General features: G+C 73.5%; 15 protein-coding genes. 10 read left to right on the top strand and 5 right to left on the bottom strand.

Annotated features, from left to right (window positions below; translation table 11 throughout):
* Positions 1 to 5 precede the first annotated feature (5 nt).
* The 3 genes from AB0917_RS15450 to AB0917_RS15440 all read right to left on the bottom strand — a co-directional run bounded on the left by AB0917_RS15450 (position 6) and on the right by AB0917_RS15440 (position 6,742).
* Entirely contained in the window at positions 6 to 1,586 is a 1,581-nt protein-coding gene (locus AB0917_RS15450; protein WP_366820028.1) for an alpha/beta hydrolase, read from the bottom strand.
* Positions 1,587 to 1,791: 205 nt separating this feature from the next.
* Complete coding sequence (locus tag AB0917_RS15445; protein ID WP_366820027.1) at positions 1,792 to 3,393, bottom strand: alpha/beta hydrolase; 1,602 nt, start codon at positions 3,391 to 3,393, stop codon at positions 1,792 to 1,794.
* 283 nt (positions 3,394 to 3,676) lie between these two features.
* Positions 3,677 to 6,742: a lysylphosphatidylglycerol synthase domain-containing protein gene (locus tag AB0917_RS15440; RefSeq protein WP_366820026.1), complete on the bottom strand. Its 3,066-nt coding sequence runs from the start codon at positions 6,740 to 6,742 to the stop codon at positions 3,677 to 3,679.
* Positions 6,743 to 6,954: 212 nt separating this feature from the next.
* On the opposite strand from AB0917_RS15440, the gene AB0917_RS15435 reads away from it, so the two are divergent.
* From AB0917_RS15435 to nudC, 5 genes are all read left to right on the top strand, one after another.
* On the top strand, positions 6,955 to 7,353 hold the full coding sequence (locus AB0917_RS15435; protein ID WP_366820034.1) for an MGMT family protein: 399 nt from the start codon (positions 6,955 to 6,957) through the stop codon (positions 7,351 to 7,353).
* Between the two features lie 224 nt (positions 7,354 to 7,577).
* A complete protein-coding gene (locus AB0917_RS15430; protein WP_366820025.1) occupies positions 7,578 to 11,213 on the top strand; it encodes an ATP-dependent DNA helicase in 3,636 nt (1,211 codons plus the stop codon).
* Between the two features lie 50 nt (positions 11,214 to 11,263).
* Positions 11,264 to 14,752: a UvrD-helicase domain-containing protein gene (locus AB0917_RS15425; RefSeq protein ID WP_366820024.1), complete on the top strand. Its 3,489-nt coding sequence runs from the start codon at positions 11,264 to 11,266 to the stop codon at positions 14,750 to 14,752.
* A gap of 10 nt (positions 14,753 to 14,762) precedes the next feature.
* Positions 14,763 to 16,172, top strand: a complete 1,410-nt coding sequence (locus tag AB0917_RS15420) for a dipeptidase (RefSeq protein WP_366820023.1) — start codon at positions 14,763 to 14,765, stop codon at positions 16,170 to 16,172.
* A gap of 98 nt (positions 16,173 to 16,270) precedes the next feature.
* The gene (gene nudC / locus AB0917_RS15415; RefSeq protein ID WP_366820022.1) at positions 16,271 to 17,227 is read left to right on the top strand and encodes an NAD(+) diphosphatase; all 957 of its coding nucleotides are present in this window, start codon (positions 16,271 to 16,273) and stop codon (positions 17,225 to 17,227) included.
* 80 nt (positions 17,228 to 17,307) lie between these two features.
* Here the strand turns inward: nudC and AB0917_RS15410 are convergent, their stop codons facing one another.
* Positions 17,308 to 17,562: a glutaredoxin domain-containing protein gene (locus AB0917_RS15410; protein WP_366820021.1), complete on the bottom strand. Its 255-nt coding sequence runs from the start codon at positions 17,560 to 17,562 to the stop codon at positions 17,308 to 17,310.
* Positions 17,563 to 17,790: 228 nt separating this feature from the next.
* On the opposite strand from AB0917_RS15410, the gene AB0917_RS15405 reads away from it, so the two are divergent.
* The 5 genes from AB0917_RS15405 to AB0917_RS15385 all read left to right on the top strand — a co-directional run bounded on the left by AB0917_RS15405 (position 17,791) and on the right by AB0917_RS15385 (position 21,772).
* Positions 17,791 to 20,016, top strand: a complete 2,226-nt coding sequence (locus AB0917_RS15405; protein WP_366820020.1) for an ATP-dependent DNA helicase UvrD2 — start codon at positions 17,791 to 17,793, stop codon at positions 20,014 to 20,016.
* Between the two features lie 167 nt (positions 20,017 to 20,183).
* A complete protein-coding gene (locus tag AB0917_RS15400) occupies positions 20,184 to 20,516 on the top strand; it encodes a hypothetical protein (RefSeq protein ID WP_366820019.1) in 333 nt (110 codons plus the stop codon).
* A 164-nt stretch (positions 20,517 to 20,680) separates the two neighbouring features.
* Positions 20,681 to 21,049, top strand: coding sequence for a WhiB family transcriptional regulator (locus tag AB0917_RS15395; RefSeq protein WP_015611216.1), 369 nt, complete (start codon positions 20,681 to 20,683; stop codon positions 21,047 to 21,049).
* Positions 21,046 to 21,405 carry a hypothetical protein gene (locus tag AB0917_RS15390; RefSeq protein WP_366820018.1) on the top strand — a complete coding sequence of 120 codons (360 nt, stop codon included), beginning with the start codon at positions 21,046 to 21,048 and terminating at the stop codon, positions 21,403 to 21,405. The genes AB0917_RS15395 and AB0917_RS15390 overlap by 4 nt, the downstream gene beginning before the upstream one ends.
* A 163-nt stretch (positions 21,406 to 21,568) precedes the next feature.
* A complete protein-coding gene (locus AB0917_RS15385) occupies positions 21,569 to 21,772 on the top strand; it encodes a hypothetical protein (protein WP_366820017.1) in 204 nt (67 codons plus the stop codon).
* A 9-nt stretch (positions 21,773 to 21,781) separates the two neighbouring features.
* Here the strand turns inward: AB0917_RS15385 and AB0917_RS15380 are convergent, their stop codons facing one another.
* Positions 21,782 to 23,425, bottom strand: a complete 1,644-nt coding sequence (locus AB0917_RS15380) for an AarF/UbiB family protein (RefSeq protein ID WP_366820016.1) — start codon at positions 23,423 to 23,425, stop codon at positions 21,782 to 21,784.
* Positions 23,426 to 23,453: the final 28 nt, after the last annotated feature.

Raw genomic sequence — 23,453 nt, 5'->3', positions numbered from 1 at the left:
ACGCGTCACCCGCAGGTCGTGCCGTCCTTGGGGACCTTCCCGTCCAGGAAGTAGCTGTCCACCGCCCGGGTCACACAGTCGCCCTCGCCGTAAGCCCCGTGCCCCTCACCCTTGTTGGTGAGCATGATGCCGACGCCCTTGCCCAGCTCGTCCGCCATCCGCTGCGCCCCCTCGTACGGGGTGGCCGGGTCGCCGGTCGTCCCGATGACCAGGATCGGGCCCGCGCCCGGCGCGCTGGTCTCCGGGGTCTCGTGCTCCCCCTCGACCGGCCACTGGGCGCACCAGCCCGCCGTGTCCCAGGCCAGGAACGGCCCGAACACCGGGGAGAGCCTGCGGAACTCCGGCAGCAGCGCGCGGGCCTCGTCCACCGTGGGGCGGGCCTTGGAGTCGGCGCAGGAGATCGCCCGCTGGGAGTGGGCCTGGGTGTCGTAACGCCCCTGGGCGTCACGGCCGTTGTACGAGTCGGCGAGGTGGAGCAGGCCGTCGCCCGTGCCCTTGTTCTCCGCCTCGTCCAGAGCGGCCGTCAGCGCGGGCCAGTTGGTCCGCGAGTAGAGCGGGGTGACGATGCCGGTGATGGCCAGGGACTCCGTCAGCTCGCGGCCGGAGGAGGTCGGCAGCGGCTTCCCGTCGATCTGGGCCAGCATCCGGGCGATGCGCTCCGAGCCCGCCTTCGGGTCCTGGCCGCGGTCCTTGAGGTAGTTCTCCAGGGCGCGCTGGAAGCCCGTCGTCTGGTTGCGGGCGTGGCCGATGCCGTCGGCCGTCGGGTCGACGACCGCGTCCAGCACGGTGCGCCCCACGTTGCGGGGGAAGAGGTGCGCGTACGTCCCGCCCAGCTCCGTACCGTACGAGAAGCCGAAATACGACAGCTTGTCGTCGCCGAGGACGTGGCGGATCAGGTCCAGATCGCGGGCGGCGTTGGACGTGCCCACGTGCGGGAGGACCTTGCCCGAGCGGCGCAGGCAGCCCGCGCCGAAGTCCGCGCCGTCCTTGATGAACGCCGCCTCCTCGGCCGCCGTGTCCGGGGTCAGGTCGACGCTCCGGAACGCCTGCTCCTGCTCCTCGTCGGTGCGGCACCGCACCCCGGAGCTGGCCGCGACCCCGCGCGGATCGAAACCCACCAGGTCGTAGCGGGAGTTGAGATTCCCGTACGAGGAAGCCGCGCGCGGCAGTATCTCGACGCCCGAACCGCCGGGACCGCCGAAGTTGAACAGCAGCGAGCCGATCCGGCGGTCCTTGTCGCGGGCCTGCTTGCGGATCAGCGCGATGGAGATCGTCTCCCCGGACGGCTTCGCGTAGTTCAGCGGCACCTCGACACTCGTACAACGCCAGTCGGCACCGGGCGCGCTGCCACCGCGCGGGGCCTCGCAGCGCTGCCAGTCGGGGCGCTGGGAGGTGAGGGCGGCGGGCAGGGGCGAGGCCTTCGGCGTCTCCCGCAGGACCGGGGGCGGAGAGGCGGCAGCGTCACCGGGGCGGCCGTCCGCCGGCTCGGTCTCCTCGGCCTCCGTGGTCAGCAGACCGCAGCCGGCCAGCAGTGACGCCGCCAGCAGACCCGCCCCCGCTCGTACGGCCCGTCGGTACGCACGCATGATCCGGCTCTTCCCTCCCCGTGGCCCGAAACCGGTGGTGACGCGTCGGGCAATTGCGATGTCCCGCCATGCTAATCGGCGCCTCTGACAGGGCATCGGGAACGGTGCCGCGAACGGTGTCGCACGAGGTGTCACCAGGGGCGCCGTACAAGGCGTCACACGAGGCGTCACAAGGGGTGTCGCACGAGGTGTCACAAGAGAGGGATCATTCGCAGACCGTGCCCGACTTCGGCACCGTCCCGTTCAGGAGATAGCCGTCGACGGCCCCCTGTACGCAGGCGTTCTTGCTGTTGTACGCCCCGTGGCCCTCTCCCTTGTACGTCAGCTCGACGCCCACTCCCTCGCCGAGCTTCTCCACCATCGCCTTCGCGCCCGCGTACGGGGTCGCCGGGTCACCGGTGTTGCCGATGACCAGGATCGGCGCCGAGCCGGGGGCGCTGACGTCCGGGGTCTCCCAGGCGCCCGCCACCGGCCAGCCGGTGCAGCCCATCAGGCCCCAGCCCAGGTACTCCCCGAACATCGGGGACGCCTTGCGGAAGGCGGGCAGGGCCGCCTTCGTCTGCTCCAGGGTGAAGCGCTGCTTGTTGTCGGCGCAGTTGATCGCGATGTTGGCGGCGTTGGAGTTGTCGTACCGCCCGTCCTCGGAGCGGCCGTTCAGCGAGTCGGCCAGCGCGAGGAGGAGGGCGCCGGCGCCCCCCTCGGCCTCGTCCAGGCCCTGTTCCAGCAGCGGCCAGGTCTCCTTGGAGTAGAGCGCGGAGGCGATGCCGGTGGTGGCCAGGGTCTGCGTCAGCGGCCGGTCGCCGAGCCCGTCGATCGGCTTCTCCTCCAGCTTCACCAGGAGGTCGGCGATCCACTTCTCGACCTCCGCCCCGGTGGAGCCGGGCAGGGCGCACTTGTCGCCGCGGTCCGCGCAGTCCTCGGTGAAGTTGTCGAAGGCGAGCTGGAACCCCTGGGCCTGGCCGAGGGAGGACTGCTCGACGTCCTTGGTGGGGTCGACCACCGCGTCGAAGACCGCCCGGCCGACCTTGTCCGGGAAGAGGTGGGCGTAGACGCCGCCGAGTTCGGTGCCGTAGGAGATGCCGAAGTAGTGCAGCTTGTCGTCGCCGAGCACCGTGCGCATCAGATCCATGTCGCGGGCGGCGTTCGTCGTCCCCACATAGGGGAGTTCGGGGCCCGAGTTCTTCTTGCAGGTGGCGATGAAGTCCTTCTGGCCCTGGACGAACTCCTTCTCCTCCGCCGCGTCGTCCGGTGTGGAGTCCTCCTGGTACATGGCGTCCAGCTGGGCGTCGTCCGCGCACTCCACGCCCTCGCTGCGCCCCACCCCGCGCGGGTCGAAGCTCACCAGGTCGTACCGGGTGCGGAGCTTGTCGTAGTCCGCGCCGAAGGCCGGCAGGGTCGCGACACCGGACGCGCCGGGCCCGCCGAAGTTGAACAGGAGCGACCCGATCCGCCGCTTCTGGTCCTTGGCCTTCCCCCGGATCAGCGCCAGCTCGATCGTCCGGCCGTCCGGCTCCCCGTAATCCAGCGGTACGTCCATGAAGGAGCACTCCCAGACCGTGCCGCCGGGCAGCGGGGAGGGCGACTCCCCACCGCCCTGGGCCACGTTCGGCGCCGGGCACGGCGACCAGTCCAGCTCCTGCGACGCCAGCTCCTTCGAGGTGGCGGTGGGGGAGGCGGTCGAGGCCCCGGAGGGCGTCGAGCGGCCCTCCCCGCCTCCGTCGTCGCCGTCCGAGCAGCCGGCCAGGGGCAGCAGCACGGTGGCGGTGGCGGCGAGGGCGGCGGCACGCAGGGCGGGGGAAGTCCTCATGGGCTCCATCGTGCGGCGGGGCGCCGGGGAGCGCGCGGGGCACGGTCCATGCGGGTGGTGCGCCCGTCGGTACGGAAGGCCCCCCGGAGGCGGCGAGGAAGGCCCCTGGAGGCGGAACGGAAGCCCCCCCCCGGGAGGCGGGTGCGGGGAGGGCCCCTGGAGGCGGTGCGGAAGGCCTCTGGAGGCCCGCAGCTCGTCCTCTCGGGCCGGCTGGGCGCCCGCAGTTCGCCCTTCCGGGTCGGCTGTGCCCCGGCAGCTCGCCCCGCCAGGCCGGCTCCGCGCCCTACAGCTCGCCCTTCCGGGTCAGCTGGTTGAAGCAGATCCACCCCGGCAGCACCGGCAGCCACAGCGTCATCACGCGGTACAGCAGCACCGCCGGCGCCGCGACCTCCATCGGCAGGCCGACCGCGATCAGGCCCAGCGTCAGGGCGCCCTCGACCGCGCCCATCCCGCCCGGGGTGGGCGCCGCGGAGCCGAGGGCGTTGCCCGCGAGGAAGACCACGGCGATGCTCGCGTAGCTCAGCTGGGTCACGTCCGGGCCGCTGAACGCCCGGATCGACGCGTCCAGACAGAGCACGAACAGACCCGTCAGCAGCAGCATCCCGCCGATCCCGGTGACCAGCTTCTGCGGCCGCTGCACCACGTCCAGCATGCGCGGTACGACCCCGGCGAAGAGCGAGCGCACCCGCGTCACCACGAACTTCCGCAGGAACGGGATGGCCGTCACCACCAGCACCAGCACCGCGACCGTCAGCAGACCGGCGATCACCGTACGGGAGGGGGTGAGCGAGTCCGGGGTCTTCTCCGTACCGGTGAGATAGCCGAAGAGGGCCAGCAGCAGGATGTGGCAGCCGAGCCCGAAGAGCTGGGAGGCCCCGACGCTCGCCACGGCCAGACCGGGGCGCACTCCGGCGCGCTGGAGGAAGCGGGTGTTCAGCGCCACCCCGCCGACGGCGGCCGGGGCGACGATCTTCACGAACGAACCGGCCACCTGTGCCTGCACGGTCTTGCGGAACGGCACCCGCTCCGGCACGAACCCCAGCAGGCTCATCGCCGCCGCCACGTAGCTGAGCGCCGAGAAACCGAGCGCGGCGGCCACCCAGCCCCACTCCGCCTGCTCCACGAGCACTCCGAAGTCGGCCTGGGTGACCTGGGAGATCAGGAAGTACGCGGCGATGGCCCCGGCGATGAAGCTGAAGAGGGTCCGGGGCTTGATCCGCTCCAGGCGGACCGGTTCGACCGGTGCCTGCGGCCGGATCAGCAGCACCTGGCGGCGGATCTGGGCCAGCAGGTCCCCCTCCCGGGCCTCCTCCAGCGCATCGTCCACGGCCCGCTTCTCGGCCTGCTTCTCGGTCCGCAGCGACTTGCGCTCGGCCCGGTGACCGGCCTTGGGCTCGGCCTTCCGCCCCGCCGGCCGCTCGGCTGCCCGCTCGGCCGTCTGCCCGGCTGCCAGTCCGGCTGTCTGCCCGGCCTCGCGCTCCGGCGTACGCTCCCCGGCGTCCCGCGCCGAGCCCTCGTCGGCGGCCCGGGTCGCATCGTGCGCCGCGTCCTGCGCCCGCGCCTCCTTGGCCGCCTGCGAGGCCTCCAGCACCGCCTCGCGCTCCTGCTGCGAACGCTCCCGCGCGAGCCGGCGCAGCGTCGCCCGGGTGGAGCGGCTCAGCGCGATCGGCTGGAGCAGCGGCAGACAGTCCGCGACGGCGTCCGGCCCGAGCACGGCCAGGGCGCCGGAGACCGAACGCTCGGCCCCCACCCGCAACCCCAGCGTGGTCAGCAGCTGGGCCACGTCCATCCGCAGCACCAGGTCACCGGCGGCGATCTCGCCGCCGCGCAGGTCCGTCACGAACGCCTTGCCGGAGCGATCCACCAGCAACGCGTCACCGGTCAGCCTGCGGTGCGCGATCCGGCGCGACTGGAGGGCCTTCACCTGACGCCAGGCGCCGCGCATCAGGTCGTCGGTGATCTCCTCGTCCTCCATCTGGTCCAGCGACCGGCCGCCGATGTGCTCGTAGACGAGCATCACCGCGTCCGGGCCCAGCTCGGAGGTGGCGATCAGCTTGGGCGCGTTGGCCCCGGCGGCGATGGCCGCGTACGCGAGCAGCGCCTCCTGCTCCAGCGCCTGCCGCAGCGACTGGATCGAGCGGCGCTGGGTGATCCCGCGCAGCGTCAGCCGGCGCCAGGCCCGGTAGAAGAACCCCTGGGCCTGCTGCTCCCGGTCGACGACCGTCACGTCCAGCGGCGGCCCGTCCTCCAGGGTGACCAGGTACCGCCGTCCCCGGTCGTTCGGGTCGGTGTTGTCGTTGTCGGGGGCGTCCTCGGTGCGCATCGCGGCGACCGGCCGGAAGCCGACGTGCCGCAACCCCGCCATCAGGTGCTGGCCGGTGGGGCGGACGTTCGGGGAGCCGACCGCGTACAGCGTTCCGTACGCCACGGTCCAGCCGATCAGGACCGTCAGGATGATCGAGAACGGGGTGGTGTAGCCGCCGACGAGCATCGCGAACGCGTCGAGCAGCAGGACCGCCCAGAGCACGACCCGCCAGCGCGGCCGTCTCGCCATCCCGACCGCGGTCATGTACGCGATCACCGGGGCGAGGTAGCCGTGCACCGGGTCGGTCAGTCCGGCGCCCGGCTGCGGCTGCGTCAGCGCCTCCTGGATGGTGCCGGGCGCGGACCGCGAGACCCAGAGGTCGGTGGCGAGGGTGACCCCGTGGGCGAGCACGGCGGCCAGTACGCCGTCGGCGATGCGCAGCCCGTCCCGCTTGATCAGCCGCTCGATGGCGAAGGCGACCGGTACGAGCAGCACGGCGATGCTGGAGACCAGTCCGGCCATCTTGATCAGCAGATCGGGCGCCTGCTCGGTGCCCTTGGAGATGTCGTCCTCGAGGCCGGTGGTGGTGCCCTGGGCGAAGGCGGCGACGGCGAACAGCAGGGCGATGGCGGCGATGCCGATGAGCAGCCGCATCAGGTCGGACGGGCGGTGCACCCGGGCGGGGAGCAGCGGTTCGTCGCCGGAGACCCGGTCGGTCAGGGCGGCCTCGGCGGAGGCCAGGGTGGAGCCGGTCAGGTGGCCGCTGGTGGAGGCGGTGGGGCCGTCGGCGCGGAGTACGGCGGTGGGATCCGGGGCCTTCTCCAGGCGCTGCCCGGCGGGCGTCGGCGCGTTCGAGGGCTCCGGCGCGTTCGAAGGCGCCGGAGCGTTCGAAGGTTCTGGGGCGTCCGAGGGCTCCGGCGCGTTCGAAGATTCGGGAGCGTTCGAAGGGGCCGGCGCACTCCCCGCGCGCTCCCCGGCGGGCTCCGGCGAGTTCGACGGGCGGTCTCCGGCATCGGAGGCGTCCGCCGCCTTCGGTGGCTGCACGCCCTGCTCCTTCGTCGCCTCTGGTTCGTCTTCGTGGTCTCGTATCACCGGTCACCGCCCGGATGATGGTGGCACGGCCCGGAGACGGAGGGGGGCATCAGGGTGCGTCGCCCAGGCGCGGGATGCGCAACATACGCCCCTTTGCACCCGCGCGCATGCCCGGCGCCCCTACCGGCACGGATCCGGCCCCGCTGTCGGTGGCGTACGGCAGGATGGGGCGGATGAGCCACGACGAGACGGGTGAACTGCCGGAGTACGCGGAGCGGGTCCTCGACGTCGCCGACCTGATCCCGCCGGGCCGGGTCATGACGTACGGCGACGTCGCGGAGTGGCTGGGCGACGGCGGCCCCCGGCAGGTCGGCCGGGTCATGGCGCTGTACGGCTCCGCCGTGCCCTGGTGGCGCGTGGTGCGGGCGGACGGGGCGCTGCTCCCGGGCAACGAGCTGCGGGCGCTGGACCACTACCGAGCGGAGGGCACCCCGCTGCGCGAGGCGTCGCGCCATGCCGACGGCCACCTCCCCCGGCTCGACATGCGACGCGCGCGCTGGGACGGCGAGGGGGCGGGTGACGGCGGCCCCGCAGGCGGTCAGGGCGAGGAAACTCACATCTGACGGCCCGCGCCGCCACCCGTGTCCGGCAGGGCGCGTCCCGCTACGTGACGAGGGACGCAGCGCACCCGCCGCCTCCCGCGCCCCCGCTGGCGTAGCGTCGTCACCGCGCTCCACGCGCGCCCCTCTCCTCGTCCCGCACGATTTCCCTCGTCCCTCATGACCTGTCCGGTCCGTACGACCCGGACCCGTACGTCCCCGTAAACCCACCAGGACCGGCGATCCACGTGAGCTCCTCCTCTTCCACCCGGCACAGTCCGCACCGTGAGTCACGGCCGCGGACCACGGGCGCGTACCGACTGGTGCGCACTCCGCCGGGTTCCGTGGAGCCTCCTCTCCTGGACGCAGGCCAGCGTGCCGTGGTTGATCACGCCGAAGGACCGCTGCTCGTCCTCGCGGGTCCCGGCACCGGAAAGACCACCACGCTCGTGGAGTCCGTGGCGGCCCGGGTGAACCGGGGCGCCGACCCCGCCCGCATCCTCGTCCTCACCTTCAGCCGCAAGGCCGCCGTCGAGCTGCGCGACCGGATGGCGGCCCGGCTCGGCGCGGCCCGCGGTCCGCAGGCCACCACCTTCCATGCGTACTGCTACGCCCTGGTCCGCGCCCACCAGGACGCCGATCTCTTCGCCGACCCGCTGCGCCTGCTCTCCGGACCCGAGCAGGACGTCACCGTCCGCGACCTGCTCGCGGGCCAGCTCGACCTGGAGAAGGAGGGCCTGGCGCACGTCCGCTGGCCCGACGAGCTGCGCGCCTGCCTGACCACCCGCGGCTTCGCCGACGAGGTGCGCGCCGTGCTCGCCCGCAGCCGCGAACTGGGCCTCGGCCCGGACGCGCTCGCCGCCTTCGCCCGCCGCACGGGCCGCCCGGACTGGTCGGCGGCGGCCCAGTTCCTCGCCGAGTACCTCGACATCCTCGACGCCCAGGGCGTCCTGGACTACGCGGAGCTGGTCCACCGCGCGGTCCTGCTCGCCGAGCGCCCCGAGGTCTCCGCGCGACTGGCCGGGGCGTACGACGCCGTGTACGTCGACGAGTACCAGGACACCGACCCGGCGCAGGTACGCCTGCTGCACGCACTGGCGGGGAACCGGGCGCGCGGGGCGCACGCCGGGGGCGGGAGCGGGGGGCGCGGGGCGGGCGGCGGCCGGACGCTGGTGGCCTTCGGCGACCCGGACCAGTCGATCTACACGTTCCGGGGCGCCGACGTGAACGGCATCCTCGAATTCCCCGACACGTTCCGGAGGGCCGACGGCACTCCCGCCCCCGTGGGCGTGCTCACCACCTCGCGGCGCTCCGGCTCCGAGCTGCTCGCGGCGACCCGGCTGCTCACCCGCCGCATGCCGCTGACCCGGCTGCCCGCCGACACCGTCCGCGCCCACCGCGAGCTGCACGCCGTCCGGGAGGGCGGCCGGGTGGAGACGTACACCTACCCGACCGCCTCCACGGAGCTGGAGAACATCGCGGACCTGCTGCGCCGCGCCCATCTGGAGGACGGGGTTCCGTGGCGGGAGATGGCCGTGCTGGTACGGGCCGGAGGCCGCTCGCTGCCCGCCGTCCGCCGCGCCCTCACCTCCGCCGGCGTCCCCCTGGAGGTCGACGGCGACGACCTCCCGCTCCGCCACGAACCGGCCGTCGCCCCGCTGCTGACGGCTCTGCGCACGGTGGCCACGGCGGCACTGCACACCGGCCGGTCCGACGAGGCGGAGGCGGGGGCGGGGGCGGACCGGGGGGCGGGACCGGCGGAGACCTCGGCCTCTGCCCCGGAGGCGGACCGGGAAGCGGACCAGGAGATGCATCCGGCGGAGGCCTCGGCGTCGGAGACGAACCCCTCGCCGGCCCCGGCCCCGGCCCCGGCCCCGGCAGCGACCGCGAAGCCGGACCGTGCCGAGGCCGGCGAGCCCCGCGCGGACGAGCCCCGCGCGGACGAGCCCCGCGCGGACGAGGAGCCCCGCGTCGGCGACGAGCCCCGCGCGGAAGCCCCCGTCACCGCCCCCTGGCTCGACACCGAGACCGCCCTCACCCTCCTCGCCTCCCCCCTCGGCTCCATGGACGCCGCCGATCTGCGCCGCCTCGGCCGGGCCCTGCGCGACGAGGAGCGGGCCGCCGGGATCCGCCTCCCCGCCCCCTCCGACGAGCTGCTGGCCCGCGCCCTGGCCGAGCCCGAGCGGCTGGTCACGCACGACCCGGCGTACGCCCACGGCGCGCAGCGCCTCGGCGCGCTCCTGCGCAAGGCCCGCGAGCTCCTCGAAGGCGGCGGGACCGCCGAGGAGGCCCTGTGGACCCTGTGGAACGGCACCCCCTGGCCCGGCAGGCTGGAGCGGGCCGCACTGCGCGGCGGGGCGGGCGGACGCAACGCCGACCGGGACCTCGACGCGGTGTGCGCCCTGTTCGACACCGCCGCGCGCGCCGAGGAGCGCACCGGGGGGCGCGGGGCCCTCAACTTCCTGGAGGAGGTCGACGCCCAGGACATCGCCGCCGACACCCTCTCCCGGCGGACCGCCCGCCCCGACGCCGTACGCCTGATGACCGCCCACCGCTCCAAGGGCCTGGAGTGGCGGCTCGTCGTCGTGGCCGGGGTCCAGGAGGGGCTCTGGCCCGACCTGCGCCGCCGGGGCTCCCTCCTGGAGGCGGACCGGATCGGCCGCGACGGGCTCGCCGAACCTCTCACGCCCGGGGCCCTGCTCGCCGAGGAGCGCCGCCTCTTCTACGTCGCCGCCACCCGCGCCCGCGAACGCCTCGTCGTCACCGCCGTGAAGGCCCCCGCCGACGACGGCGATCAGCCCTCCCGCTTCCTCACCGAGCTGGGCGTCGAACCCCGCGACGTCACCGGCCGCCCGCGCCGCCCCCTCGCCGTCGCCGCGCTCGTCGCCGAGCTGCGCGCCACCACGGTCGACCCGGCCGCCTCCGACGCCCTGCGGGACGCCGCCGCCCACCGCCTCGCCCGGCTCGCCGCGCTCACCGACGACGAGGGCCAGGCGCTCGTGCCCGCCGCCCACCCGTCCCGCTGGTGGGGCCTGGACGAACCGACCCGCTCCGCCGTCCCCCTGCGCGACCGCGACCAGCCCGTCACCCTCTCCGGCTCCGCCCTCGACCAGCTCGCCAACACCTGCGCCCTCCAGTGGTTCCTGGGCCGCGAGGTGAAGGCCGACGCCCCGGCCACCGCCGCCCAGGGGTTCGGCAACGTCGTCCACGTACTCGCCGACGAGGTCGCCTCCAGCCGTACGCCCGCCGATCTCGACGTCCTCATGGAGCGCCTGGACTCCGTCTGGAACGGCCTCGCCTTCGACGCCCCCTGGAAGTCCGAGCAGGAGAAGGACCAGGCCCGCGCCGCCCTGGAACGCTTCCTGCACTGGCACGTCCTGGACCGGGGCGGCCGCACGCCCACCGCCAGCGAGCACGACTTCGACGTGACCCTGGAGGCGGGCGCGTACGCCGTCCGCATCCGGGGCTCCATGGACCGGGTGGAACAGGACGCCGAAGGAAGGGCGTACGTCGTCGACTTCAAGACCGGCAAGGGCGCGCCCACCAAGGACGAGGTCGCCACCCACCCCCAGCTCGCCGTCTACCAGCTGGCCGTCCGGGAGGGCGCGGTCGACGAGGTCTTCGACGGGAAGCGGCCCGAGCCCGGCGGCGCCGAACTGGTCCAGCTCCGTCAGCCCGCCCCCAAGAAGGAGGGCGGCGACGCCTTCCCCAAGGTCCAGGCGCAGGAGCCGCTGGCCGGGGAGTGGGTCTCCGACCTGCTCGCGACGGCCGCCGGAAAGGTCCTGGACGAACGGTTCACGCCCACCACCGGCACGCACTGCACGCACTGCACCTTCCGCGCCTCGTGCAGCGCGCAGCCGGAGGGGCGGCAGGTGGTGGAGTGAGGGATCCGGTTCGTACCGGGTTGTCAGTGGCTCCGGTTACCGTTTCCCACGTGTCCTCGCGCATCACCGATCCCGAGCAGCTCAAGGAGCTCCTGGGGATCCCCTTCACCCCGGAGCAGACGGCCTGCATCACCGCGCCGCCCGCCCCGCAGGTGATCGTGGCCGGAGCCGGGTCGGGGAAGACCACGGTGATGGCGGCCCGTGTGGTCTGGCTCGTCGGCACCGGCCAGGTCGCACCCGAGCAGGTCCTCGGCCTCACCTTCACCAACAAGGCGGCGGGCGAGCTGGCCGAGCGCGTCCGCAAGGCGCTCATCGCCGCCGGGGTCACCGACCCCGAGGTCATCGACCCGGACAACCCGCCGGGCGAGCCCACCATCTCCACGTACCACGCCTTCGCCGGCCGCCTCCTCACCGAGCACGGCCTGCGCATCGGCCTGGAGCCCTCCACCCGCCTCCTCGCCGACGCCACCCGCTACCAGCTCGCGGCGAAGGTTCTGCGCGAGGCCCCGGGTCCGTATCCGGCGCTCACCCGCTCCTTCTCCACCCTGGTCAGCGACCTCCTGGCGCTCGACGGGGAGCTGTCCGAACACCTCGTACGCCCCGGCCGGCTGGACACGTACGACACCGAGCTGCTGCGGGAGCTGGCCACCGCCAGGCTCAGCAACGCAGACCTGCGCAAGATCCCCGAGACCGCTGAGGCCCGCCGCTCCCTCCTCGGCCTCACCGAGCGCTACCGGACCGCCAAGCGGAGCCGGGACCTCCTGGACTTCGGCGACCAGATCGCCCTCTCCGCCGAGCTGGCCCTGACCCGGCCCGAGGTGGGGGCGATCCTGCGGGAGGAGTTCCGGGTCGTGCTGCTGGACGAGTACCAGGACACGTCGGTGGCCCAGCGACTGCTGCTCTCGGCGCTGTTCGGCAGCGGTACGTCCGCCACGGCCACCGGCCACGCGGTGACCGCCGTCGGCGACCCCTGCCAGGCGATCTACGGCTGGCGCGGCGCCTCCGTCGCCAACCTGGACGACTTCCCCGAGCACTTCCCGCACGCCGACGGCACCCCCGCCACCCGCTACAGCCTCAGCGAGAACCGCCGCAGCGGCGGCCGCCTCCTCCACCTCGCCAACGGCCTCGCCGAGCCGCTGCGCGCGATGCACGAGGGCGTCGAGGCGCTGCGCCCCGCGCCGGGGGCGGAGCGCGACGGGATGGTCCGGTGCGCCCTGCTGAGCACGCACACCGAGGAGATCGACTGGCTCGCGGACTCCCTCGCCCACCTCGTGCGCACCGGCACCCCACCCGGCGAGATCGCCGTCCTGTGCCGCACGGCCGGGGACTTCCCGCAGATCCAGGCGGCCCTGGTCGCCCGGGACATCCCGGTCGAGGTGGTCGGCCTGGCCGGGCTGCTGCACCTGCCCGAGGTGGCCGACCTGGTCGCCGTCTGCGAGGTCCTCCAGGACCCGGGCGCCAACGCCTCCCTGGTCCGCCTCCTCACCGGCCCGCGCTGGCGCATCGGCCCCCGTGACCTCGCGCTCCTGGGCCGCCGCGCCCGCCTCCTGGTCCACCGGGCCGCCCACGGGGAGGACGCCGACCCGGACCGGCGGCTCGCGGAGGCCGTCGAGGGCACGGACCCGGCCGAGGTGATATCGCTGGCCGACGCCCTGGACACCTTCCTCATCGCGGGGGACGCGGCGGACGACGCCCTGCCGTTCTCGGCGGAGGCCCGCGTGCGCTTCGCCCGGCTCGCCCGCGAGCTGCGCGACCTGCGCCGCTCGCTCGCCGACCCCCTGATGGACGTCCTGCACCGGGTCCTGGCCACCACCGGTCTGGAGGTCGAGCTGTCCGCCTCCCCGCAGGCGCTGGCCGCCCGCCGCCGCGAGACGCTGGCCAACTTCCTGGACGTAGCCGCCTCCTTCGCCTCCCTGGACGGCGAGGCGTCGCTGCTCGCCTTCCTCGGCTTCCTGCGGACGGCCGCGCAGTACGAGAAGGGCCTCGACAACGCGCTGCCCGGCGGCGAGAACACCGTCAAGGTCCTCACCGCGCACAAGTCCAAGGGCCTGGAGTGGGATGTGGTCGCCGTGCCCGGCCTGGTCACCGGCCAGTTCCCGAGCGACCGGTCCCGCGACGCCTGGACCGCCCAGGCCAAGGTGCTCCCGCACGCCCTGCGCGGCGACGCGGCGACCCTTCCCGTGCTGGGCGCGTTCGACGCGAAGGGCATGAAGGCGTTCAAGGAGGAGATGAAGGAGCACCAGCACACGGAGGAGCTGCGCCTCGGGTACGTCACCTTCACCCGCCCCCGCTCCCTCCTCCTCGGCTCCGGCCACTGGTGGGGCCCGTCCCAGAAGCGGACGCGCGGCCCGTCGGCGTTCCTGGAGGCGCTGTACGAGCACTGCGTGGCGGGCCACGGCGAGATCGAGGCCTGGGCGGACGAGCCCGCCGAGGACGAGGAGAACCCGGCCCTCGCGACGCCCGGCACCGACCAGGCCTGGCCGCTCCCGCTCGACGCCACGGCTCTGGCCCGCCGCCGCGCGGCCCGGGACACGGTGCTGGCCCACCTGGAGAGCCTGGCCGTCCACGGGGCCGAGGAGCCACCGGCGTACGGGCCCGAACCCGATGCCGTACCGGCGTACGAGGACGAGCCCCCGATCGACGGGCCCCCGACCGGCGAGCCCCCGATCGACGAGGACTGGGACTGGGACGACCTCCCCGCCGAACGCCCCCCGGGCGCCCCGGACACGCCCCCGCACGCCCAGGCCGCCCCCGACGCGGCACCGGAGCCCGTACGGCACACCGCCCCGCACATCCCCGCCGCCCGCCACCCGCGGGAAACCGGCCCTGCGCAGAGCCTCACCCCCGAGGAGACCCGCACCCTCGCCTCCTGGGACCGGGATCTCGACGCCCTGGCCGGGGAGCTGCGCCGCGCCCGCGCCACCGTGCACGACGTCCTGGTCCCCGCCTCGCTCTCCGCCACCCAGCTGCTGCGCCTGGCCGAGGACCCCGACGCCTTCGCCAAGGAGCTGGCCCGGCCCATGCCCCGGCCGCCGCAGCCCGCCGCCCGTCGGGGCACCCGGTTCCACGCCTGGGTGGAGTCCCGGTACGAGGAGCTGCCGCTGCCCATGCTCGGCCCCGACGAGCTGCCCGGGGGCGACGAGAGCGACGCGGAGATCGCCGACGAGCGCGACCTCGCCGAGCTGAAGGAGGCCTTCGAGCGCACGGCGTACGCCCGGCGCACTCCGTACCGGGTGGAGACCCCGTTCCAGATCACCCTGGCCGGCCGGGTGATCCGGGGCCGGATCGACGCCGTGTACCGCACGGGTGACACCTACGAGATCGTCGACTGGAAGACCACCCGCCACCGCACGGCCGACCCCCTCCAGCTCGCCGTCTACCGGCTGGCCTGGGCCGAGCTGCACGATCTGCCGCTCACCGACGTCACCGCCACCTTCCTCTACGTACGCACCGGGGAGACCGTCCACCCGCGGGGACTGCCGGGCCGGGCCGAGCTGGAGCGGATCCTGCTGGACGAGCCCGCCCCGCGGGACGGTTAGGCTCAACGGCATGAGCGAGACCCCGGACAGCGCCGTCCGTACGTACACCGAACAGCACCGCGCAGCCTTCCTCGACGACCTCGCCGAGTGGCTGCGCATCCCGTCCGTATCCGCGCAGCCGGAGCACGAGGGGGACGTACGGCGCAGCGCCGAATGGCTGAGCACCAAGCTCGAGGAGACCGGCTTCCCGGTCACCGAGGTCTGGGAGACCCCCGGCGCCCCGGCGGTCTTCGCCGAGTGGCCCAGCGAGGACCCCGGCGCCCCGACGGTCCTGGTCTACGGCCACCACGACGTGCAGCCCGCCGCCCGCGAGGACGGCTGGGACACCGACCCGTTCGAGCCGGTGATCCGCGACGGCAGGATGTACGGGCGCGGCGCGGCCGACGACAAAGGCCAGGTGTTCTTCCACACCCTCGGCGTCCGGGCCCACCTCGCCGCCACCGGCCGCACCACTCCCGCCGTCCACCTCAAGCTGCTGATCGAGGGCGAGGAGGAGTCGGGCTCCCCGAACTTCCGAGCCCTGACCGAGCGGTACGCCGCCCGCCTCGCCGCCGACGCCGTGATCGTCTCCGACACCGGCATGTGGGACGAGGACACCCCGACCGTCTGCACCGGCATGCGCGGCCTCGCGGAGTGCGAGATCGAGCTGTACGGCCCCGCCCAGGACATCCACTCCGGATCGTTCGGGGGAGCCGTCCCCAACCCGGCCACCGAGATCGCCCGCCTGGTCGCCGCCCTCCACGACGAGAACGGCCGCGTCGCGATCCCCGGCTTCTACGACGGGGTCACCGACCTCACCGGCACCGAGCGGGCCCTCTTCGCCGAGCTGCCCTTCGACGAGGCCACCTGGCTGCGTACGGCGAAGTCGCGGGCGGCCTCCGGCGAGGCCGGGTACTCCACGCTGGAGCGCGTCTGGGCCCGCCCCACCGCCGAGGTCAACGGCATCGGCGGCGGCTACCAGGGCGCGGGCAGCAAGACGATCATCCCCTCCTCCGCCCTGGTGAAGATCAGCTTCCGGCTGGTCGACGACCAGGACCCCGCCCGCGTACAGGAGGCCGTCCGTGCCTGGACCGAGTCCCGCGTCCCGGCGGGCCTCCGGCACCGCATCGCGTTCCAGCCCGCCACCCGCCCCTGCCTGACCCCGCTGGACCACCCCGCCCTCCAGGCGGTGGCCCGCGCGATGGGCCGGGCCTTCGGCAAGAAGATCCTCTTCACCCGCGAGGGAGGCTCGGGCCCGGCCGCCGACCTCAGGGACGTCCTCGGCGCCCCCGTCCTCTTCCTCGGCATCTCCGTACCCTCCGACGGCTGGCACGCGCCGAACGAGAAGGTCGAGCTCGACCTGCTGCTGAAGGGCGTGGAGACGACCGCGTACCTGTGGGGCGAACTGGCCACGGCGCTCGGCCGCCGACGAAGCGGCTGAATCCGATGAAGCCGCCGCACCCGACGCACCCGCCGAACTCGCCGCACCTCCACGTACCTCCGTACACCCGTTCCGCCCAGGGGGAGTAGGAAGCACCTGTGAGCACCTTCGACAACGCCACCGCAGACCGCCCGATCGGCCTAACCGCGCCCAGCGGCATCGACCGCGCGGCGCACCACCGCCTCGACGAGGCGTGGCTGGCCGTGGCGTGGAGCCATCCGACGACCCGCGTCTTCGTCGTATCCGGCGGCCAGGTGCTGATCGACGACACCCCCGAGGGGGGCACCTCGATCGTCATGACCCCGGCCTTCGAGGCCCCGGTCACCGAGACCCACCGGTACTTCCTCGGCACCGACGAGAAAGGCGTCAGCTACTTCGCGCTCCAGAAGGACTCGCTGCCCGGCCGCATGGACCAGTCGGCCCGCCCGGCCGGACTGCGCGAGGCGGGCCTGCTGCTCGGGCCGCGCGACGCGGGCCTGATGGTGCACGCGGTCGCCCTGGAGAACTGGCAGCGCCTGCACCGCTTCTGCTCCCGCTGCGGCGAGCGCACCGTCATCGCCGCGGCCGGGCACATCCGCCGCTGCCAGGCCTGCGGCGCCGAGCACTACCCGCGCACCGACCCGGCGGTCATCATGCTCGTCACCGACGACCAGGACCGCGCGCTGCTGGGCCGCCAGGTGCACTGGCCCGAGGGGCGCTTCTCCACGCTCGCCGGATTCGTCGAGCCCGGGGAGTCGATCGAACAGTCCGTGATCCGCGAGGTGTACGAGGAGGCGGGCATCACCGTCGGCGAGGTCGAGTACGTCGCCAGCCAGCCGTGGCCCTTCCCCTCCAGCCTGATGCTGGGCTTCATGGCACGGGCGACCTCCTCGGAGATCAACGTGGACGGCGAGGAGATCGAGGAGGCCCGCTGGTTCTCCCGCGAGGACCTCACGGCCGCCTTCGAGTCCGGCGAGGTCATGCCCCCGTTCGGCATCTCGATCGCCGCCCGGCTGATCGAGCTCTGGTACGGGAAGCCGCTGCCGAGGCCGGGCAGCCTGCACCGCACGAACTGAACGGGGCGGCTCCGGACGCACGAATGCCCCCGGCGCGCGCCGGGGGCATTCGTGGAAGCTCGGTGCGTCGAGCGCGGGCCTCAGGCGTCCAGCGCCTGCTTCACCTGGGCGAGCGAGGGGTTCGTCATGACCGACTCGGTGCCGGAGGGAGAGACGATCAGAAGCGTCGGGACTGTCTGATTTCCGCCATTCGCCTTCTCGACGAACGCCGCCGAGTCCGGGTCGTGCTCGATGTTGACCTCGTTGTACGCGATGCCCTCGCGGTCCATCTGGCCCTTGAGCCGACGGCAGTAGCCGCACCAGGTGGTGCTGTACATCGTCACAGTGCCCGCCATGTCGCTGGCGCTCCCTTGTCTCGTCCGTCCCGCTGCGCGGCCGGCAGCGTCCGATGCGGCCCGGCGGCGTCGACCGCCTTCCCGCACCGAGTGGAACGTACGGGACGCGGCCACCATTCCCACAGGCGCGGGGGCCGCTCGGCCACGAGGCCCGCACCGGTACGACGAATACCTCACCCCTGTGGACAACCGCCGCATCCGCCCCGCGCGACCTGGCAGCATGGCGGGGTGACAGCAGCAACGCACTCCACCCTCTTCCCACAGGTTCCCGAGACCCCGGACGCCGTGCTCGACGGGCTCGACCCCGAGCAGCGCGAGGTGGCCCTCGCCCTGCACGGACCGGTATGCGTGCTGGCCGGAGCGGGTACGGGCAAGACCCGCGCGATCACCCACCGCATCGCGTACGGGGTGCGGGCGGGCATCCTCCAGCCCGCCACGGTCCTCGCCGTCACCTTCACCAACAGGGCCGCGGGCGAGATGCGCGGACGGCTCCGGCAGCTCGGCGCGACCGGGGTCCAGGCGCGGACCTTCCACTCCGCGGCGCTCCGCCAGCTCCAGTATTTCTGGCCGAAAGCAGTCGGTGGTGAGCTGCCCCGGCTGCTGGAGCGGAAGGTGCAGCTGGTCGCCGAGGCCGCCGCCCGCTGCGAGCTGCGGCTCGACCGCAACGAGCTGCGCGACGTCACCAGCGAGATCGAGTGGGCCAAGGTCACCCAGACCGTCCCCGCCGACTATCCGGCCGCGGTCGCCAAGACCCAGCGGGACGCCCCCCGCGATCCGGCGGTCCTCTCCCAGATCTACTCCACGTACGAGCAGCTCAAGCGCGACCGCTCGGTGATCGACTTCGAGGACGTGCTGCTGCTCACCGTCGGCATCCTCCAGGACCGCCAGGACATCGCGGAGCACGTGCGCGGCCAGTACCAGCACTTCGTCGTCGACGAGTACCAGGACGTGAGCCCGCTCCAGCAGCGGCTGCTCGACCTGTGGGTCGGCGACCGGGACAACCTCTGCGTCGTCGGCGACGCCAGCCAGACGATCTACTCCTTCACCGGGGCCACCCCCGACCACCTGCTGAACTTCCGCACCCGCCACCCCGGCGCGACGGTGGTCAAGCTGGTCCGGGACTACCGCTCCACCCCCCAGGTCGTCCACCTGGCCAACGGTCTGCTGAGCCAGGCCCGCGGCAAGGCCGCCGACCACCGGCTGGAGCTGGTCTCCCAGCGCGACAAGGGCCCCGAGCCGGTCTGCACGGAGTATCCCGACGAGCCCCATGAGGCCGAGTCCACCGCCCGGCGCATCCGCGACCTGATCGCGGCGGGCGTCCCGGCCGGGGAGATCGCCGTGCTCTACCGGGTCAACTCCCAGTCCGAGGTCTACGAGCAGGCCCTCGCGGACGCGGGCGTGCCCTACCAGCTGCGCGGCGCCGAGCGGTTCTTCGAACGGGCCGAGGTCCGCGAGGCGGGCACCGCCCTGCGCGGCGCGGCCCGCGCCGGGCGCAACGACTCCCTGCTCGACGGGGCGGAGGGACTGCCGTCCCAGGTGCGGGCGGTGCTCTCCACGAAGGGGTGGACCACCCGCCCGCCCGCCGGGTCCGGGGCGGTGCGCGACCGCTGGGAGTCGCTGGCGGCCCTGGTGCGGCTGGCGGAGGACTTCGAGGCGGCCAGGCCGGGGGCGACCCTCAGCGACCTGGTCCGGGAGCTGGACGAGCGGGCGGCGGCCCAGCACGCCCCCACGGTCCAGGGGGTGACGCTGGCCTCGCTGCACTCGGCGAAGGGCCTGGAGTGGGACGCGGTGTTCCTGGTCGGCCTGACCGAGGGCATGATGCCGATCGCGTACGCCAAGACCGACGAGCAGGTCGAGGAGGAGCGGCGCCTGCTGTACGTCGGCGTCACCCGCGCCCGCCTCCACCTCTCGCTCTCCTGGTCCCTGGCGCGCTCTCCCGGCGGACGGGCGAGCCGCAGGCCCACCCGGTTCCTGAACGGGCTGCGTCCGGGCTCCACGGCGCTCGGCGCCCGGAGCGGGGCCACCGGCGCCGGGGGGATCGACCGGGGCTCCGGCCGGGCCGCGGAGCCGGCTGGGCGCCGGGCCGAGGCCGTCGAGCGCAGGCCCCGGCAGACGGCGCGGTGCCGGGTCTGCGGCCGGACCCTCACCGACGCGGGCGAGATGAAGCTGATGCGGTGCGAGGAGTGCCCGTCCGACATGGACGAGGCGCTGTACGGCCGACTGCTCGACTGGCGGGCCGGCCAGGCGGCCCGGCTGAGCCAGCCGGACTACTGCGTCTTCACCGAGAAGACCCTCATGGCCATCGCCGAGGCGGTGCCCTCCACCGAGGGGGAGCTGGTCGTCATCGCCGGCGTCGGGAAGCGGAAGCTGACCCGTTTCGGAGCCGACGTTCTCGCCATCTGCGCAGGTGAGACGGTCGGTGAGGGAACCGAGGAGGGAGACGGGGAGAGTTGAGGAAAAATCGTCCAGAAAATAGTTTGCGCCCGCCCCAGTCGTCACCATAGGTTCTTAACCACGGGAACAGCGACTTCTCTGAAGCCCTGATCCCGTGCTGTACTTATCCGAATACGCAGGACCGGTTCCGGCCGGTCCCCCTGAGACGCCGAGAGGAGGCGATTGAAGTGATCAGCATCATCGAAACCCAGAAAATGACCGGTCTTTCGGTCGCCTCCGCCTGCTCGCTCGGCCTCACCCACTCCTCGGCTGCTTCGCTCCGCGCCACCGGTCTGTCCGGCATCTCTGCCGTCAGCCCGCTGTCCCTGGCGAGCCTCCCCGTGATGCGGGAGCGCAATGAGCGACCGATCGAGGCACCGGCGGCAGCAGTAGCGAAGGACGCACAGGCTCAGGCCTATGCCTTTGCGGCAGCCGGTGCCGGAGCCGAGAAGCAGACGACGCAGCACCACCACACGATGTGGGCCTTCCGTGGGCCTGAACCCTGGAGCGATCCAGCCTGATCCAGCATCAGGCCGGCGCCTCAGGGCCGCGGAACCCCACTCGGGATCCGCGGCCCTTTTGTTTTGTCCGAACGGACGAGACGGACCGAAGGCGCCTCGGGCCAGCAGTACCAGCCGCCAACCGGCCAACCGGCCGGCACGACCAGACGAGGACACCACCCACCGTGCAACTCGAAGCGCACGCCCCGTCAGTACCGCAGTCCGACTCGATCTCCCCGCCCGGTTCCACGGAGGACTCCACCTTGCTCCCCCTCACCGCGCTCACCGCGCTCGACGACGCCATCGAGAACCTCGGCGTGCCCGTCCCCTGCCGTTCGTACGACCCGGAGGTCTTCTTCGCCGAGTCCCCGGCCGATGTCGAGTACGCCAAGTCCCTCTGCCGGACCTGCCCGCTCGTCGAGGCCTGCCTCGCCGGCGCCAAGGAGCGGCGCGAGCCGTGGGGCGTCTGGGGCGGCGAGCTCTTCGTCCAGGGTGTCGTCGTGGCCCGCAAGCGGCCGCGTGGCCGCCCGCGCAAGAACCCGGTCGCAGCGTGACCGCCGACTCCGGCGCCCCCGCCCCCACGCGGTGGCTGCGCCTCGGAACCATCGACCGTCCCCAGACCCATGACCCCCGGAATCAGGCACCAATGATCACCCCCACGAAGGAGCCCGTCGGCTCCGCCACCCCCGACGTCACCATCATCGGCGCGAACGACTCGCGTCAGAACAGGACCCGCGAGATGCAACTCATCCCAGAAGCCCTGGCTCGTGCGCATATGCACGACCGCCTGCGGGAGGCCGAGGTGGACCGCCAGGCGGTGCGCGTCGTCGCCGCCCGCAGGATGCAGCGCCGAGCGGAGCGCGCCTCGCTGCGCGCCCGCCGGGCGCTGGCCATGGCCGTCATGCACTGAGAGGCCCCACCTCTCCGCTCCGCGACCGGAGCACCACGGCTCCTCACCGGGCAACCGCTCTGCCCGGTGAGGAACCACCACCCCACCGCGGGGCCGTCCGAACGAGGACGGCCCCGCAGTGCGTTGTGCTGCCGGGCCACGGTGGCGGGGATATCGTCACCGGGTGGACGAGGACACGCATCCCCCCGAACCACCGGCCGACGGACCCGTGGTCTGCGCCCGCTGCGGCACCACCGCCGAGGGCGGGACGGCCCCGGTGACCTGGCTCTCCTCCGTGGAGGACGGCCGCCGCCTCCACTTCTGCGAGACCTGCGCCCGTCTCCACATCAGAGCGATCGAGAGCCGTCTCGACTCCTCCTGGTGGTGAGCGCCCCGACTACGCGCCGCCCTCCGGGACGCACTCGGGCTCCTCACCCTTTTGGGCGGACCCGGGCTTCTCACCCTCCCGGATGAGCCCCGCCTCCTCGCCCTCCCGGGCGCGCTCGGGCTCCTCACTCACCCGGGCGAACTCCGCCTCCTCGCCCTCCCGGGCGAACTCCGGCTCCTCGGTCTCCGGGGCGAACCCCGGCAGCCACGCTTCGAGCTCGTCCCGCAGCCGGACCGCCGCACCGAGCTGGCACAGCACCCCGATGGTGCTCAGCGTGACCCGGTGTATCAGGAGGTACGACGGCGGGAGGTTCAGCTGCCTGCCGAGCTGGTGGGCGGGGGAGCGAGGGTCGGCTATCCGGGCCGCCTGGTCCCGCAGCCAGCCCCGGGAGAAGGTGAACTCCTCCACCTGCGCCGGTTCGATGATCGGGAGCAGGTAGTCGAGCACCTCGTCCGGCTCCAGGTCGATCGACTCCTTCACGAACCCCTCTTCGCGGAGCAGCCCGTAGACCGCGGCGGCATCGCCCTCCAGCGTCATCCGCAGGGATTCACCGATGGTCCCGGGCAGCCCGCCCGGAAGCCGGTCGACCGTGCCGAAGTCCAGCACCCCCAGCCGCCACGCCCCGCCCGAGCTGCCCTCCGACACCTCCGATGCCTCCGACGCGTCCAGGGCCTCCGAGGCCTCCGAAGTATCCAGGGCGTCAGCCGGGACCTCCGCCGGGACCTCCGCCGAGACCTCCGCCGAGACCTCCACCGAGACCTCCGCCGGGACCCCCACCGGGGGCAGCAGCCGGAAGTTGCCCGGGTGCGGGTCGGCGTGGAGGAGGCCGGTGCGTGCCGGGCCCGAGAAGAGGAAGCGCGCCAGCAGCTGTCCGGCCCGGCCCCGCTGCTCCGCCGTACCGTCCGCGATGACGTCGGCCAGAGGTATCCCCTCCATCCACTCCGTCACCAGCACCTGGTCGGACTGGTGCACCACCCCCGGGATCACCACATCGGGATCGTCCGCGAACTCCTCCGCGTGGACCCGCTGGGCCTGCGCCTCCAGCTCGTAGTCCAGCTCCTCGGCCACCCGGTCGCGCATCTCCTTGATGAGCGGCTTGATGTCCATCCCGGGCACCAGGGGGCCGAACAGCCGGACGAAGCGGCTGAGCTGGGAGAGATCCGAGAGCAGCGCCTCGCCCGCGCCGGGGTACTGCACCTTCACGGCGACCTCACGGCCGTCGTGCCACACCGCCCGGTGCACCTGCCCGATCGAGGCGGCGGCCGACGGCTTGTCCTCGAACTCCAGGAAATACTCCCGCCAGTCCTCGCCGATCCGTTCGGCCAGCACCGCGTGGACCGTGCCGGCGGGCAGGGGCGGCGCGGCCTCCTGCAACTTGGTCAGCGCCGCCCGGTAGGGACCCGCCACCTCCTCGGGCAGCGCCGACTCGAAGACCGAGAGGGCCTGGCCCAGCTTCATGGCCCCGCCCTTCAGCTCGCCCAGGGTCTTGAACAACTGGTCCGCCGTGCGCTGCTGCACCTCCCGGGCGACCAGCTCGGCCGACCTGCCGCCGATCCGTTTGCCCAGGCCCCATGTGGCACGGCCGGCGAAGCCCAGCGGGAGCGCGGCCAGTTTGGCGGTACGTGTAACCGCCTTCCGGGGAAGATCAGACATGTGCCCCTCCAGTTCCCAGACTGCCGTG

Origin of the sequence: Streptomyces sp. NPDC007346, from assembly GCF_040703535.1 — a bacterium.
Classification (GTDB): Bacteria; Actinomycetota; Actinomycetes; order Streptomycetales; family Streptomycetaceae; genus Streptomyces.
The sequence above is the reverse complement of the archived record's forward strand: the minus strand, read 5'-3'. Positions and strand labels throughout refer to the sequence as shown.

What these genes read in the sequence shown, in the direction of transcription:
- AB0917_RS15380 (WP_366820016.1), bottom strand. Translation starts at nt 23,425, where the DNA reads ATGTCTGATCTTCCCCGGAAGGCGGTTACACGTACCGCCAAACTGGCC.
- AB0917_RS15445 (WP_366820027.1), bottom strand. Translation starts at nt 3,393, where the DNA reads ATGAGGACTTCCCCCGCCCTGCGTGCCGCCGCCCTCGCCGCCACCGCC.
- AB0917_RS15410 (WP_366820021.1), bottom strand. Translation starts at nt 17,562, where the DNA reads ATGGCGGGCACTGTGACGATGTACAGCACCACCTGGTGCGGCTACTGC.
- AB0917_RS15450 (WP_366820028.1), bottom strand. Translation starts at nt 1,586, where the DNA reads ATGCGTGCGTACCGACGGGCCGTACGAGCGGGGGCGGGTCTGCTGGCG.
- AB0917_RS15420 (WP_366820023.1), top strand. Translation starts at nt 14,763, where the DNA reads ATGAGCGAGACCCCGGACAGCGCCGTCCGTACGTACACCGAACAGCAC.
- AB0917_RS15435 (WP_366820034.1), top strand. Translation starts at nt 6,955, where the DNA reads ATGGGGCGGATGAGCCACGACGAGACGGGTGAACTGCCGGAGTACGCG.